Origin of the sequence: Asticcacaulis sp., assembly GCF_051954415.1 — a bacterium.
Lineage (GTDB): Bacteria > Pseudomonadota > Alphaproteobacteria > Caulobacterales > Caulobacteraceae > Asticcacaulis.
In genome coordinates this window covers 12,577-28,793 of the sequence record NZ_JBQCHT010000002.1, presented here as the reverse complement: position 1 = coordinate 28,793, position 16,217 = coordinate 12,577, and the positions used below count along the sequence as shown (strand labels likewise).

The 16,217-nt window shown below is 61.6% G+C and carries 9 protein-coding genes; 5 read left to right on the top strand and 4 right to left on the bottom strand.

Annotated elements, in window-relative coordinates; translation table 11 throughout:
- The first annotated feature begins 57 nt into the window (after nucleotides 1-57).
- The 5 genes from ACTHND_RS00195 to ACTHND_RS00175 all read left to right on the top strand — a co-directional run bounded on the left by ACTHND_RS00195 (nucleotide 58) and on the right by ACTHND_RS00175 (nucleotide 9,438).
- Entirely contained in the window at nucleotides 58-2,631 is a 2,574-nt protein-coding gene (locus ACTHND_RS00195; RefSeq protein ID WP_440175175.1) for a glycoside hydrolase family 3 C-terminal domain-containing protein, read from the top strand.
- 10 nt (nucleotides 2,632-2,641) lie between these two features.
- Nucleotides 2,642-4,507 carry a glycoside hydrolase family 35 protein gene (locus ACTHND_RS00190; protein WP_440175174.1) on the top strand — a complete coding sequence of 622 codons (1,866 nt, stop codon included), beginning with the start codon at nucleotides 2,642-2,644 and terminating at the stop codon, nucleotides 4,505-4,507.
- Nucleotide 4,508: 1 nt separating this feature from the next.
- Nucleotides 4,509-5,939 carry a glycoside hydrolase family 125 protein gene (locus tag ACTHND_RS00185; RefSeq protein WP_440175172.1) on the top strand — a complete coding sequence of 477 codons (1,431 nt, stop codon included), beginning with the start codon at nucleotides 4,509-4,511 and terminating at the stop codon, nucleotides 5,937-5,939.
- A gap of 180 nt (nucleotides 5,940-6,119) precedes the next feature.
- Nucleotides 6,120-8,411, top strand: a complete 2,292-nt coding sequence (locus tag ACTHND_RS00180) for a GH92 family glycosyl hydrolase (RefSeq protein ID WP_440175171.1) — start codon at nucleotides 6,120-6,122, stop codon at nucleotides 8,409-8,411.
- 10 nt (nucleotides 8,412-8,421) lie between these two features.
- The gene (locus ACTHND_RS00175; protein WP_440175169.1) at nucleotides 8,422-9,438 is read left to right on the top strand and encodes a N(4)-(beta-N-acetylglucosaminyl)-L-asparaginase; all 1,017 of its coding nucleotides are present in this window, start codon (nucleotides 8,422-8,424) and stop codon (nucleotides 9,436-9,438) included.
- On the opposite strand, the gene ACTHND_RS00170 is transcribed toward ACTHND_RS00175, so the two are convergent.
- The 4 genes from ACTHND_RS00170 to ACTHND_RS00155 all read right to left on the bottom strand — a co-directional run bounded on the left by ACTHND_RS00170 (nucleotide 9,439) and on the right by ACTHND_RS00155 (nucleotide 16,178).
- Nucleotides 9,439-10,947: a tryptophan halogenase family protein gene (locus ACTHND_RS00170; protein ID WP_440175168.1), complete on the bottom strand. Its 1,509-nt coding sequence runs from the start codon at nucleotides 10,945-10,947 to the stop codon at nucleotides 9,439-9,441.
- Between the two features lie 25 nt (nucleotides 10,948-10,972).
- Entirely contained in the window at nucleotides 10,973-13,195 is a 2,223-nt protein-coding gene (locus ACTHND_RS00165) for an endo-beta-N-acetylglucosaminidase (RefSeq protein ID WP_440175167.1), read from the bottom strand.
- Nucleotides 13,196-13,210: 15 nt separating this feature from the next.
- Nucleotides 13,211-15,310 carry an alpha-L-fucosidase gene (locus tag ACTHND_RS00160; RefSeq protein ID WP_440175165.1) on the bottom strand — a complete coding sequence of 700 codons (2,100 nt, stop codon included), beginning with the start codon at nucleotides 15,308-15,310 and terminating at the stop codon, nucleotides 13,211-13,213.
- A gap of 139 nt (nucleotides 15,311-15,449) precedes the next feature.
- Nucleotides 15,450-16,178, bottom strand: a complete 729-nt coding sequence (locus ACTHND_RS00155; RefSeq protein WP_440175163.1) for a GntR family transcriptional regulator — start codon at nucleotides 16,176-16,178, stop codon at nucleotides 15,450-15,452.
- Nucleotides 16,179-16,217: the final 39 nt, after the last annotated feature.

Here is a 16,217-nt window from a genome sequence, read left to right as displayed (position 1 = left end):
CGTAGCCGGGGAGGTATAAATATCTCGTACCTCCCCAACTTGTTGGGGAGGGGGACCATGAGCGTAGCGAATGGTGGTGGGGTGTCTTGCTTACTTCTGGGCCTGTTCCTGGCAGCACCAGTGAGCGCGGCCACGCCGTCAGTCGTCTCTCAAATGACTCTCGACGAAAAAGTCAGCCAGCTACAAGCCGCTGGCCCCGCCATTCCGCGCCTCGGCGTCACCGGCTATAACTGGTGGAATGAAGGGCTGCACGGCATCGCGCGTATCGGCGAGGCGACCGTATTTCCGCAGGCCATCGGTCTGGCGGCGACATGGGATACCGACCTCTTGCACAGTGTCGGCGATACAGTCTCGACTGAGGCGCGCGCCAAGTTCAATGGCGTAGGCGCGGACAAGGACCACGGTCGCTATCAGGGCCTGACCATCTGGTCGCCCAATATCAATATCTTCCGTGATCCACGCTGGGGCCGGGGCCAGGAGACCTATGGCGAAGACCCGTACCTGACCGGCCATCTGGCCACCGCCTTCGTGCAGGGACTGGAAGGCCCCGATCCGGCGCACCCGAAGACCATCGCGTCGGTCAAGCACTTCGCCGTCCATTCCGGCCCGGAAGCCGGCCGCCATGGTTTCGATGTCGATGCCTCGCCCTATGACCGCGAGGCCACCTACCTGCCGGCCTTCCGCCAGGTGGTAACGGTGGCCAAACCCGGCTCGGTGATGTGCGCCTATAATTCGATCCATGGCGTGCCGGCCTGTGCCTCGGACGACCTGCTGAATATCCGATTGCGCAAGGACTGGGGCTTCAAAGGCTATGTGGTGACCGACTGCGATGCGGTCGAGGACATGTATGCCTTCCACTTTTATCGCAATACGCCGGAGGAAAACGCCGCCACGGCCCTGAAGGCCGGCACTGATCTCAACTGTGGCACCTATTTCAGTCATTTGAAGACGGCGGTGGACAAGAAGCTGGTGACGACCGCCGAGATCGACACGGCCGTGACCCGCCTGTGGGATGCGCGCACGAAGCTCGGCCTCGACGGGGCCCCCAGCCCCTACAGCACGATTTCGCCGGCTGCGATCCATACCCCTGAAGCGGCGGCGCTGGCGCTGAAAGCGGCGCGGGAATCGATCGTCCTGCTGAAAAACGACGGCGTCCTGCCGCTCAAATCGACGGCGAAAGTGGCAGTCATCGGCCCGAATGCCGATACGCTGGAAATCCTTCAGGCCAATTATCACGGCACGGCCATCGATCCGGTAACGCCGTTGAGGGGCCTGCGAACGGCACTGGGTGCTGATAGGGTATCCTACGCGCAAGGCAGCAATATCGCCGAGGGCGTGGCCATCCCGATCCCGGAAACCGCGCTCAGCACGGGCAAGGAAGCGGGCCTCACCGGCGAATATTTCGACAATCCGGACTTTACCGGTCAGCCGGTACTGACGCGCACCGATCGGACGGTCAATCTCGACCTTTATAATGCCGTGCCGGTCAACGGGTTCGAAAACCGTGCCTATGGCGTGCGCTGGACGGGCTATCTGACCCCGCCCGCCGCCGGTGACTATCAGCTCAAAATCTACACCGAGCGCTGCTGGGAATGCAGCAACCAGCACGACGCCATCACACTCTATGTCGACGGCAAGCCGGTGATCACCGATACCGGCGATGGCAAGTCGCTGGAGGCCAGTCTGCATTTCGATAACGCCAAGCCGCATCCGGTCAAACTGGAATTCCGCCATGTCGGCCAGGACTGGGGCGTGCGTCTGCAATGGCAGGCCCCGGCGGAAGCTCAGATCGCCGAAGCGGTCAAGGCCGCGCAATCCGCCGATGCCATCGTCGCCTTTGTCGGCCTGTCGCCGGATATCGAAGGCGAGGAACTGCAAATCCTGGTCGAGGGCTTCGATCGCGGCGACCGCACAAACCTGGCTCTGCCAGCGCGGCAGGAAGCCTTGCTCAAGGCGTTGAAAGCCACCGGCAAGCCGCTGATTGTGGTCAATCTTTCCGGCGGCGCCGTGGCGTTGAATTGGGCCAAGGACAATGCCGATGCCGTGCTGCAAGGATGGTATCCCGGCGAATCCGGCGGCACGGCCATTGCGGAAACCTTGTTGGGGCAGAACAATCCGTCAGGCCGACTGCCGGTGACTTTCTACAAGTCGGTGCAGGACTTGCCGCCCTTTATTGATTACCGCATGGAAGGCCGCACCTATCGCTATTTCAAGGGCGAGCCGCTGTATGGCTTCGGCTATGGCCTGAGCTATACCACCTTTGGCTATAGCAATATCCGCCTGTCCAGCCCGACGATCGCGGCCGGCAAGGGCGTGACGGTAACGGCGACTGTCACCAATAGCGGGACGGTCGAGGGCGACGAGGTGGCGCAGGTCTATCTGACGCCGCCGGCCAATGCGCAGGGCCTGAAATACAGCCTGGTCGGTTTCAAGCGCGTGCATCTGAAACCGGGTGAAAACGCTGACGTGACCTTCGATCTGACACCGCGTGATCTGAGTACAGTCGATCGCGCTGGTAATCGCGCGCAAGTCCCCGGTAACTACGGCCTGTTTGTTGGTGGCGGCCAGCCAACGACCGCCGGCGTAAGCCACAATCTGACCCTGACGGGTAATTATAAACTGCCGAAATAGAGTGAGTGAAATGACTAACCCCCAAAAGACCTCGCGCAGAGAATTCCTGACCGCCCTGACCGCCGCCGGTATCGCCACCGCAGGGCTTGTGCCCGCCGGCGCCGCAATGGCCGCCGATGCGCGTTTCACCATCAAGGGCGATGACTTCCTGCTCGATGGCCAGCCCTTTCATATCATGGCGGGTGAAATGCACTATCCACGCATTCCGCGTGAACTCTGGCGTGACCGGCTGAAGAAACTGAAATCGCTGGGGCTGAATACGCTCTGTACCTACATGTTCTGGAACGCCCACGAAAAGCGTCCGGGGCAATATGATTTTACCGGCAATCTCGATATCGTCGCCTGGATCAGGATGGCGCAGGAAGAGGAGCTGTGGGTGCTGCTGCGTCCCGGTCCCTATGTCTGCGGCGAGTGGGACAGTGGCGGCTATCCGGCCTGGTTCCTTAATGACCCCACGATAAAGCCGCGCTCGCTCGATCCGCGCTATATGGGGCCGTCCGGCGAATGGCTGAAGCGACTGGGTCAGGAGATCGCCCACCTCGAAATCGACAAGGGCGGGCCGATCCTGATGACCCAGGTTGAAAACGAATACGGCTCCTATGGCAATGACCTAACCTATATGCGCGCGGTGAAGGATCAGGTGCGTGCGGCCGGATTTGCGGGTGCGCTCTATACGGTTGATGGCGCCGCGGTGATCGAGAACGGCGCCATTCCGGAACTGTTCAACGGCATCAATTTCGGCACCTATGACAAGGCCGAAAAGGAATTTGCCCGCTATGGACAGTTTAAAAAATCCGGCCCGCGCATGTGTACCGAGCTGTGGGGCGGCTGGTTCGACCATTTCGGCGAAATGCATTCTTCCATGCCGATCCCGCCGCTGATCGAGAGCCTGAAATGGATGCTCGACCAGAAAATATCCTTAAGCTTCTACATGGTTCATGGCGGCACTTCGTTCGGTTTCGATGCCGGCGCCAATTTCGACAAGAATACCAGGACCTACCAGCCGGATATTTCGAGCTATGACTATGACGCCATGCTCGACGAGGCCGGACGTCCGACGCCGAAGTTTGAGGCAGCCAAGACCCTGTTCCAGAACTACCTGCCGGCCGATCGCTTTGCGCCCCTGCCGGAACCGGAGAAGGCGATCGAGATCAAGCGTTTTCGCCTGACGGAAAGCGCTTCCTTGAGCCAACTTCTTGGCAAGCCGGCCTCCGCGGCCGCACCGAAGACGCTCGAACAACTGGGCCAGCCGCACGGGCTTGTCCTCTATCGCCACAAGGCCGCGACCGCGCTTTCGGGACAGCTGTCGTTCGGTGACGTGCGCGACTATGCGCAGGTATCGGTGGGCGGCGTACCGGTAGGTACGCTCGATCGCCGCTATCACGAAACGGCGCTGGAGATCGCCGCCCAAAAAGGCGCGGCCATCGACGTGCTGGTGGATACCATGGGACGCATTAATTACGGCGACCAGATTGGCAAGGATCAGAAGGGCCTGGTCGGCGCTGTGAAGCTCGGCGACAAGACGCTCTCCGGCTGGGATCACTACAGCCTGACACTGGAAGACCTGAGCGGTCTGACGTTCGGTAAAACGCATATCGACGGTCCGGCCTTCTATCGCGGCACTTTCGAGATCACCGAAGCAGGCTACACCTTCCTCGATATGCGCGGCTGGGGGAAGGGCTATGTCTGGGTCAATGGCCATAATCTTGGCCGTCACTGGTCGGTCGGCCCGCAGCACGCCCTGTTCGTGCCGGCGCCCTGGTTGAAGGTCGGCACGAACGAAGTCATTGTGCTCGACCTGCATGAAGGCGCCGAGCGCACGCTTTCTGGCGGCAAGAACCAGATCTGGGATCGCCCCGGTCTGGTGGAGGTGTAGCATGGAGCGTCGGCAAGTGTTGATGGGGATGACGACGCTGGTCGCGCTTGCGGCATCGCGCGTTTTTGCGGACATTCCCGCGATGTCTCCGGAAGTGGTGTCGGGCACGCGTCTGCCTGTGGGGCAGCGCAAGTTCACCAGTCCGGCGGTAGAGGCGGTCATCAAGAAGACGACAAAAGCCCTGAAAGACCCGGAACTGGCGCCTTTGTTCGCCAACTGCTACCCCAATACGCTCGATACCACGGTAGAGACGGGGGCCGTGGATGGCCAGCCGGATACCTTTGTCATCACCGGCGATATCAAGGCGCTGTGGCTGCGCGACTCCTCGGCGCAGGTCTCGCCCTATCTGCCGCTGGCAGCGAAGGACGCAGGCCTGAAGACCCTCTTCCGGGGACTCATCCGGCGGCAGGCGCGCTGCATTCTGATCGACCCTTACGCCAACGCCTATATGCACGACCCCAAGGCGATGACCGACCTGTCTTGGTCGCAGACCGACCAGACCGACATGAAGCCGGGCGTGGCCGAGCGCAAATGGGAGATCGACAGCCTGTGCTATCCGATCCGTCTGGCGCACGGCTACCTGGCGGCGACCGGTGATGTGACGCCGTTTGACGACACCTGGCGCGACGCCATGCGCACCATCGTCCAGACCTTCCGCGACCAGCAGCGGAAAGACGGCGACGGGCCTTACAAGTTCAATCGCACGGCCTCCGAACCGACCGAGACCCTGGCGCATGGCTATGGCTGGCCCACCAAGGTCACCGGCATGATCCATTCCGGCTTCCGGCCATCGGATGACGCCTGCACCTATCCGTACTTTATCCCCGGCAATGCTTTTGCGGTGGTTAGCTTGCGGCAACTGGCCGATATGACCGAGAAGACGGGTCTGGACGCGGATTTCAAAGCGGAGTGCCTGGCTTTGGCCTCAGAGGTTGAGGCCGCGATGCACCAGTACGGCAAGATGAAAGATACGAGCGGCAATGACATCTGGGCCTATGAGGTCGATGGCTATGGCAATGCGCTTTTCATGGATGACGCCAATGTGCCGAGCCTGCTGAGCCTGCCGTTTCTAGGTTTCTGCGCTAAGGATGATCCGCTCTACCTGCGCACCCGTGCGGCGGTTTTGAGTGGTCGCAATCCTTATTATTACGAGGGCAGGGTGCTGCGCGGTGTCGGCTCTCCGCATTCCGGCCTCAACACGGTCTGGCCGATTTCGTTGATGATCCAGGCCCTGACCAGTACGGACGATACTGAAATCCACGCCTGCCTTGGCGAACTGAAGGCGGCAGCAGCGCCGCGTGGTTTCATGAACGAGTCAGTTGGCAAGGATGATACCGCGATCTACACGCGCTCGTGGTTTGCCTGGGCCAACAGCCTGTTTGGCGAACTGATCCTGACCCTGATGGCGGAGAAGCCGCACCTGATGACTTGAAATGATGATGACTGAAAAAGCAAGAACCCCCACCACCACATCTCGCTTCGCTCGTGCGGTCACCCTCCCCATCAGAGATGGGGAGGTACAAAATATATATACCTCCCCGGCTAGGCCGGGGAGGGGGACCATTGGCGAAGCCAATGGTGGTGGGGTTTCTTGCTTTTCGGAAATTTGCTCATGATCTCGCGCCGCCAGTTGATCGCCGGGTCCGCCGCGCTTGGCCTGCTGCCTCAAACCGGTTTCGCCGCTACGGACTCGCTGTGCGACCATGTTGATCCGTTTATCGGCACGGGCGGACATGGCCATACCTTTCCGGGCGCGACCGTGCCCTTCGGCATGGTGCAGCTTTCGCCGGATACCAGCAATCTGGGCTGGGATTCGTGTTCCGGCTACCACCAGCTTGATGGCTCGATCATGGGTTTTTCGCACACCCACTTAAGCGGCACCGGCTGTCCGGACATGCTCGATATCCTGCTGGTGCCAGCCACCGGCGAGATCAAACTCCAGCCGGGGCCGCTCGATAATCCCGATGCCGGCTACCGCTCGCGCTATGACCGGGCGACTGAGATGGCCACGCCCGGCTATTACAGCGTCAACCTGACCGACAGCCGAGTGCGCGCCGAACTGACGGCGACAACGCGTGCAGGGCTTCACCGCTATATCTTCCCGCAAGGTGAGGGCGGCCATATCCTGATCGATCTGGCACACGGCGCGATCAAATGGTGGGGTGACAAGGATCTGGTGCTCGACAATGTGTCGCTGAAGCTGATTGGCAATGACACGGTGGTCGGCGGCCGGCAGGTGCTTCAATGGGCGAAAGGGCGATGGATATTCTTCGCACTCAAGCTGTCGCGGCCATTCGCGAAGGCTGATCTTTTCAACGACAACCAGCCCGCGGCGGGCACGGAACTGACCGGCAAAAATTTGAAGGCCGCCCTGCATTTCCCGGATGCCGGCGAAGCGCCGCTGCTGGTCAAGGTCGGGATTTCGTCGGTCGATATCGACGGCGCCCTGAGAAATCTCGACGCCGAACTGCCGGATTTCGACTTCGATCGCGTGCGCGCCTCTGCCTGCGCCGCCTGGGAAGCGGAACTCGGCCGTGTCCGCGTCGATATGACCAGTGAGGCGGATAAGCGCATCTTCTACACGGCCCACTACCATACCCTGCTGGCACCGACGATCTTCCAGGATGTCGATGGCCGTTACCGCGGCATGGATAACGCAATTCACACCCTGGCAACCGGCGAGGCCAGCTATTCGACCTACAGCCTGTGGGATACCTACCGTTCGGTCCATCCGTTCTTTACGCTGAGCCAGAGCGAACGCGTGCCCGGTATGATCGGCTCGCTGATCCGCATGGGTCAGCAAAGCCCGGACGGCGTCCCGATCTGGCCGTTGCAGGGGCGCGAAACCGACACCATGATCGGCTATCATGCCTCCGCCGTCATTGCGGAAGCGGCGGTCAAGGGCATCGAGGGTATCGATTACAAGGCGGGCTATGAGGTGCTGGCCAAACGCGCCTTTGTCGATGATGTCCACGGCCTGGGGCTGTACCGCCAGATGGGTTATATTCCGGCGGATACGGTCGACGAGGCCGTTTCGCGCACGCTGGAATTTGCCTATGACGACTGGTGCGTCTCGAAACTGGCTTCGGTCATTGGCGAAAATGCCGCGGCAAAAACCCTCAAAAGCCGCTCACAGAATTATCGCAATGTCTTCGATACCTATATCGGCTTCGTGCGCGGCAAACAGTCTAATGGCCAGTGGGTCACGCCCTATAATCCACAGTCGCTAGGTCATGACCAGGCGAAATGGCGCGACTATACCGAGACGAACGGCTGGCAGGCCACCTTCCTGAACCAGCACGACATCTATAGCTACGCCGCCCTGTTTGGCGGCGAAAAAACCTTCGAGGCGAAGCTCGATGCCCTGTTCAGCGAGGCGCCGGACCCGACCCAGGAAAGCCTGGCCGATATTACTGGCCTGGTGGGACAATATGCCCACGGCAATGAGCCGAGCCACCACGTCGCTTACCTTTATGCCTATACCGGCGCGCCATGGAAGACGCAGGCGCGGGTGCGCGAGTTAATGACGTCGATGTACCGCGACCAGCCCGACGGTTTGGAAGGCAATGAAGATTGCGGCGCCATGAGCGCCTGGTATCTGATGAGCGCGCTGGGGCTATATGCGGTTGATCCGGTCAGCGCCGTCTATGTGTTCGGCTCGCCGCTTGTGAAGCGCGCCGAAATCGCCATCGGGCCGGGGCGCAAGCTGATCATTGACGCGCCTGATAACAGCGCCGAGAATATCTACGTCCAAAGCGTGCGCTGGAACGGCAAGCCATGGCACAAAAGCTGGATCAGCCATGCTGACCTTATCCGCGGCGGACGGCTGACCTTCGAAATGAGCTCAAAGCTCAATAAAGCCTTCGGTGCGCCCCTGGCCGCCAGACCCCCTTCCTTTGTTTAAGGCGTTTCCCATGCAAAATCGTCGTGATGTCTTCAAAACCACCCTGGCCCTGTCATCCCTGGCAGGACTGGCCGCTACGAGCGCGGGCGCAGCCTCAGCCGGTAAGCCCATCGTCGTCTCGACCTGGGATTTCGGTGTAGCTGCCAATTCAGCGGCATGGGACGTGCTGAAAACCGGCGGCCATGCACTCGATGCCGTCGAGGCCGGGGCGCGCGTGCCGGAAGCCGACATGAAGAACCACAGTGTCGGCCGCGCCGGCTATCCGGACCGCGATGGCCACGTCTCGCTCGACGCCAGCATCATGGACGAACAATGGCGCTGCGGCGCTGTGGCCGCGCTCGAACATATCGATCACCCGATCTCGGTGGCGCGTCTGGTCATGGAAAAGACGCCGCACGTCCTGCTGGTAGGGGACGGCGCTTTGCAATTCGCCATCGAACAGGGCTTCACACCGCAGGAACTGCTGACGCCCGAATCCGAGGCCGCCTGGAAGGATTGGCTCAAGACGGCGAAGTATGAGTCTGTGGCCAACAGCGAGATGTCGACCTACGGCCATGCGCCGGGCAGCAAGGTGCCGGGCGATGTCCATAATCACGATACGCTCGGTATGTTGGCGCTGGATGCGCAGGGACGGCTTTGCGGCGCCTGCACCACCTCCGGCATGGCGTGGAAACTGCGTGGCCGGGTGGGCGATAGCCCTATCATCGGCGCCGGGCTCTATGTCGATGGCGAAGTTGGCGGGGCTACCTCTACGGGCGTTGGCGAAGAAGTCATCCGCAATGCCGGCAGTTTCCTGGTGGTCGAACTGATGCGTCAGGGCCGCTCGCCGCAACAGGCGTGCGAGGAGGCGGTCATGCGGATCGTCAAGCGTCGTCCGGAAGCGGCAAAGACGCTTCAGGTCGGCTTCCTGGCACTGAATACAAAAGGCGAGGTTGGCGCCTGCGCCATCCAGCCGGGTTTTGTCTATGCGCAATGCGATGGCAACAAGACCGATCTGGTCGTTCCGTCGAAAAGCGTTTTTAGCTGATCAGCGCAGCATATCGAGGAACGCCTGATGTGTCGGCATGGAATGCGCGGCCTGATCGACAGCGGTCCGCATCCGTGAAAACTGCCTGGCAATTCTGTCCTCATCGATGACCTCCGCCAATGGATCATAGCCCTGCGGTTCGATATGCTGGCCCAGCATGACCGCCAGCCAGCTATTCGGCTGGAACAACTCGCCCGGCGTCAGGACGATGCGCGAGGACGAGCGGAAGTGATCGATGCGGTAGCTTAAGCTCTCCGGCACCGGCATATCGCGGCAGTAGCGCCAGAATTCGGAATCGTTGCGCTCAGTCGCCTTGTAGTGCAGGATAATGAAGTCGCGGATCGATTCATACTGGTTGGCCATGGCGCGGTTATACTGTTCGGCCAGCAGAGGGTCGAAGGTCTCTCCCGGCCAGAAATCGAGCAGTTTCACCAGGCCCGACTGAATCAGGTGGATGCTGGTCGATTCCAGCGGCTCCAGAAACCCGCTGGAGAGGCCGATGGCCACGACATTACGGTTCCAGCTCAGTTTGCGGCGACCGGTGGTGAAGCGCAGGAACTTCGGATCGGCCAGGGCATTGCCGTCGAGGTGGGCCAGAAGTGTCTCCGCCGCTTCCTCTTTCGTCGTGAAATCCGAACAGAAGACATGACCGTTGCCGGTGCGGTGCTGGAGCGGAATACGCCACTGCCAGCCGGCCGTATGGGCGGTGGAGCGCGTATAGGGTGTGACGTCACCGTTTTTTTCGCTGGGCACGAAGGCGGCGCTGTTGCACGGCAGAACGGCGCTCCAGTCGTCGAAACCGCTCTTCAGCGTCTTTTCGATCAGCAGGGCGGAAAGCCCCGAGCAGTCGATAAAGAAGTCGCCGCTGACGGTCTGGCCGCTTTCCAGGGTCAGGGTCTCGACAAAGCCGGTTTCAGCGTTTTGTGAAATATGCCTGATCCGGCCTTCGACACGCCTGACGCCATTAGCCTCGGCATGACGGCGCAGGAAAGCCGCATAGAGGCTGGCGTCAAAATGATAGGCATAGCTCAGGGTGGAGAGCAGGGAATCGTCGCGCGGCGGCGTGGCGAAATGGTTCAGCTTCGCCGCGGCGGCGTTCAGTGAATAGTCCTCGAAGGATTCGGTCTCGCCGGTGAGCCGCCGCCGGGTGAGGAACTGATGAAAGGCGGTGCGCCCGATCGGATCGCCGATCTGTCCGAAGGGGTGAAAATAGCGCGTGCCCAGCCGCCCCCAGTTGACGAATTCGATACCCAGCTTGAAACTGGCCTGGGTCTGGCGAACGAAGTCGCGCTCATGGATTTCCAGCAGGCGATTGAAGCGCTTGATGGCCGGAATGGTGGCTTCACCCACGCCGATGGTGCCTATCTCCTCGGATTCCACCAGGGTGATATCGCCTAGCCTGCCTTGGGTGATCTTCGCCAGCAGGGCGGCCGACATCCAGCCGGCGGTGCCGCCGCCGACGACCACCACCTGCCGCCGCCGGGTGGTTACAGGCGTTTCGCCTTCCATATGGTTCTCCCCGGAATAAGGTTTGTCAGGTCACCCAGTCATAGGTGAGCGTTGCGGCATTCCCAGGCCGTCCGACACCGGCACAGGGAACGAGTTTCAGGCGCGTGCGTCTGGCGCGGTCGCGCGTCAGGCTTTCCACATAATAGGCATCGCCGGCGATCCGGCCCAGCCATGTCGGTGTCCGGCCGGTCTCGGCGAACAGGTCATAATGACGGACAGCCGGATCGAATGTCCAGTTCAGGCGCAGTTCCACGGATTGGCCGTCCACGGCAATCCGGCTTTTTTCGATCCGGAAGCCCTGAGGCTGGGCAGGGGCTGGCGCGGGCTGGCCGGTCAGGGCCAATTCGCCGATATGCAGGTCATAGGGACTGGCGCCCTTGTCAGCGTCTATGCCGAGTGAAAGGGCCGCCAGGGTGCGGCCGGCATAGGCGCGCAAAGGTGCCTTCCAGCGTCGCCAGCCGGCAGAGCTACCCTTGACGGCTATCCATTCTGTCGCCTCCGGTGCATCCTCGAACACAAGACCAACCGAAAGCCGGCCACCTTTGCCGCCTTTCAGGACAAGGCCGAGCGTCATGTCAGCGGTTACAGGCAGTTTGGTTTTGTAGAGGCGTATCTCAGTGGCATTCTCAGCCGTGAGCGGGCCTGAAACTGTCAGCGAGGCGCCGCCATCCCAGGCGTCTTCGAAATCGTAATCCACCGCCAGCAGGCCGGCGGCATCATGGTCGCGGTCGAAGGCGCCATGCAGCGGCTTCGTCCACCAGGTCCAGGTCGGCAGCACGTCCTGGATGCCGAGATTGAACCACGGTTGCGTCGATACCTCGACACCCTCGCGGAAGAAGCGGTCCCCTTCGCCGGTATTGAAGCGGGTGACGAAGGGCAGGGTGCCGATGACCGAACGCTCAGTTATGAAGTTGGCCACGCCATAGGTGATCGGCAGGCGCAACTGGTCGGTCGGCTTGCCGGGGGCTTCGTAGTCCGTATAGACCTTCTTCACCTCTGGCGGGCCATAGATGGCCGCCTGCTCAGCGGTGGGCGAATTGTTGCGCGCCGGATTGCCGGACTGGCCAGACCAGAAGCGGTCATGGAGGTGATACCACGAGGCGCGGGTGCGCTTCGGATCGGTCAGGTCGGCCAGGTCTGCCTGGTCCTGAGCCGACAGGCTGGTGGTGGCCTTAAGCTGATCGATACGGGCGCGGCGCATTTTCCGCAACCCATCCTCGGCGCTGTAGACCTGGAGGCCGCCGAGCGCCTTTTCGCCGCTGTTGGGCGAAATGACAGTGGGGGCGATCAGGCCGAGATAGCCGGGGCCGGGATAGAGTTGCAGGCCGTAATAGACCTGCATCGGATCGTAAGACTGGCCCAGATCGGCCGGCAGGGGCAGGGCCTCCAGCGGCAGGCCCGAACAGCAGCCGCGCGTCAGGCCGTAATGGCTCCAGCCCTGATCGATCATCATCGAATTGGCGCGCGGCGCATCGGCCTCGCGCGGACTGCCATCGACATGCGGCGAGCCCGGCCAGACGGCGCGGGCATCGGTATAGCCGTTATAATACTGGATATGGAAATCGCTCAGGCCCTGTTTGGCGGCCTCTACCTGCATCAGCCCGATCAGGTCCTGGACGGTGCGGGCATCTTCCGGTGTGTAGCTTTCGAAATTGACGAAATAGCCATCAAAGCCAAAATATTTGGCCAGAGCGACCAGCTTGATCGCCACGGCCTCGCGCGGCAGGTCCGAGCCGTCGAACATGCGCTTGTCGGGCTGGAACATCGTGCCAAGAATCCGTGCGCCATTGCGGTGGACGGCATCGCTGAGCGCCGGATTGGGCACAAGGCCGGTCGTGTTCCACGCCACCACAACGTCTTGGTACTGCCAGGCGCGCTCGACATGGACGCGGCTCCGTGCGCCGATCTGATAACGCGTGCGGTTGAGGTCTTCATCCGGCCCGGAAAGCGTCAGATAGGCCGCCAGCAGCGTACCGCCGGGCACTTCCGGCTTGAGTTCGGGATGCGCCTGAGTGGCGGCAAAAGGCTTGACGCGGTCGGCGCGCTTCACCCTCGAACGGAAGAAGGGCGCGTCTGGATGGGTGGCCGGGTCGTAAGCCTTGAAGGCGTCCCAGGCATCGCCGCCGGTCAGCGGGTAGGCCGGGGCGATATTGTCCGCGGCAAAGCTCAATGCCGCCGGAATGAAGGCGGCGGCGGAAGCGGCGGTGGTCAGGGTCAGGAACTGACGGCGGGAGGCGGAGGCGGACATGATCTGACTCTGAAATTAGCGTGTAATGATACCGAGGCCGGCAAAGACGATGACGGGCTTATCCTGCACGGCGCGCGGCAGGCGCAGGCGCAGGAAGCGCCCGGCATGAGGCGTATCGAAACGAATCTTCTGTTCGCAACGGCTGGCGGCGATATTGGAGAATTCCCCGCTGGCCACGGGCTCGCCCCAGTCCTGGCCGTCGGCGCTCAGCCAGACTTCGTAGCCGGCGGGCGGCCCCATGCGGGTGATCTCATCGACGCTGAGGTTCTGACCGATCGGCTTGAGTGTGAAACCGTTCAGATTATAGCTCTGGGCCAGATCGAGCACGATCTCCAGCGGCTGGTTACTGGGGCCGATGAATTTGCCCCCCGCGAGCAGGTCGGCGGCCTTTTCGCCATTGGTGGAAACGACCGTCCAGCGCGCCGGAGAGACATCGAAAGCCTGGGTGACGACCGCACTCACAACGCCGGTCGTGGCCCGGCGGGCCAGGGCCTTGACCGTGCCGCCGTCTGACAGGGTAAATGGCGCTGTATAAAGCGCGGAGGCGGCTGACGGTTCCGAGCCATCGAGCGTGTAGCGCACCTCCAGACCTTCGGCGGGACTCCTGAGCGTGACCATGCCTTTTTCATCACGCCGGATACCGGGTTCTTCCAGAATATCGGGCAGGCGGAACAGGCCGACATTGCGGATAACGGGGGCGGCGGTCGCGCTGAGTATGCGCAGGCGCACGGATTTTGTCGTCACCGGCTGGTCGAGGCGGATCAGGCGCTCGAAGCCGATGGCGGTATGGCGGGCGACCTCGGTCCAGCCATCTGCATTGCGAATATCGACGGCAAAGTCATCGACGCGCACGCCTTTGGTGATGTCTTCCGCCAGGCGGATGACGTCGAAGGTCGTGGCCTCGGGCATATCGAGTTGCAGCCAGGCCCCGGCACGATCGCCGGAGCGGGCCGCCCAGGCGGCGGTTTGCGACAGGGCATTCTTCGGCGCATAAGCGCGGCCCCGGTCACTTGACGCCGTAACCGTCGCACCATGGGCCAGGTTGGTGGCGAAACCCCGGTCGCGGATGGCTTTCCAAGCTTTCAGCGAAGCGACATCCTCATCCGGAATGCGGCCGCGGCGGTCCGGCGCCAAATTAAGGAGCAGGTTGGCCCCACGCCCGACCGACATGAACCACAGGTTCAGCAGGTTTGCCGGGGTGCGGGGGGCCTCGTCGGCGTGCCAGAACCAGCCGGGACGGATCGAAACATCGACCTCGGCCGGGTTCCAGATTGGTCCGCCGCGCACGCCGGCATTGGCCTTTGCCAGGCTGTAGGGCGTGGTGTAATCCCAGGTCGGCCAGCACGGATCGCCGGCTATGCCTTCCTCATTGCCGACCCAGCGCACATCCATGTCGGAATCGGCAAACATGACGGCATTGGGCTGGTTCTTGCGGACGATTTCGCGGACCTTGTCCCACTGATAATAGGTGTGGCCGTCGATCTTGCGGCGTTCGCGCGCCCCGCCGTAATAGCCATCGCCGCCATTGGCGCCGTCAAACCACACCTCGACCAGCGGGCCATATTGCGTGGTCAGCTCCTCAAGCTGGTTATGGTAATATTCGACATAAGCCGGGCGGCCGTATTCGGCGTGATTGCGGTCCCAGGGCGAGAGATAAAGGCCGAATTCCAACCCATGACGGCGGCCGGCCGCGGCCATTTCGCCGACGATATCGCCATGGCCATCCTTATAGGGGCTGTATTTGACCGAATGTTCGGTATAGCGGCTTGGCCACAGGCAGAAGCCGTCATGGTGCTTGGCGGTCAGGATAATCGCCTTCAGCCCACCGGCCCTGGCGCTTTCAACGATCTGGTCGGCGCTGAAATCGGTGGGATTGAACAGCGAAACGGATTCGTCGCCATAACCCCATTCCCGGTCGGTAAAGGTATTGATGGTGAAGTGGACGAAGGCGTAGCTCTGGCGCCTGTGCCAGGCCAACTGGCGCGGCGCGGGCGTGGCGCCATAGGGTGCGGGGCCTGGCATGGCATGGGCGGCCACTGGACTAAAAGCTACGGGGCTGAAGGCCAGGGTGGCGCCGCTACCTATAAAAAGCTGTCTCCGGTCGATCGCAGTCATGCCGCTTCCTTCTGTATGCCGTCAGAAGGTGGCCACCGTCCGCCTTCGTCAGATATTTGTCATGACAACTCTATATCCGCAGGTCTGAATGGCAATGGTAAAAATTATTTTCCTGATAAAAATATCAGGATCGGCAATATCAGGGATTATGGCTGAGTTCCGACATCAGGTCGTAGGCGTCGCCGCGATAATAGGACTGGGTAAATTCGGCGGGACGGCCATCGGCCAGAAAACCGCGCCGTTCGATCAGCAGGCCGGGGGCGCCGGTCGGGATGTCCAGAAGTTTGGCCTGCTCGGCATTGAAGGCCACGGCGCGCAGGCGTTGCAGGGCGCGAACCGGACGCGTGCCGTAGGCTTCGAGGGCCGAGTAGAGGGAGTCTTCGACGGAATTTAGCGAGGGCAGGCAGTCCGCCGGCACGGTGGCGTAATCCAGTCCCATGGAAGAGCCGTCAGCGAAGCGCATCCGGTTGAAGCGGTAGACCAGGGTGCCGGGAGACAGGCCCAGGGAAAGCGCTTCTTCCGGATTGACGGTGCCTGATGTTTTGGACAGCCATTTGCTGCTGGGGATGCGTCCCCGCGAGATCATGTCCTCCGTGAAGGAGGTCATCTTGGAGTAGCTTTTTTCGACACGGGTGGCCACAAAGGTGCCCGCGCCCTGGCGGCGGGTCAACAGACCCTCGTAGACCAGGCCATCCACCGCCTTGCGCACGGTGATGCGGGACACATTGAATTCCTCGGCCAGTTCGCGTTCGGTCGGGATGGCGTCGTTGGGCGACAGCCGGCGGCTGGTGATCGACTCTCTCAGAGCATTCTGCAGTTGCAGATAAAGGCTTTCCGATTTCGCCGCGGCCTGGTTTCCTGAAGCCATACTGTCCGTCATTCCCCCGAATATCGCGTGTCCATGCAC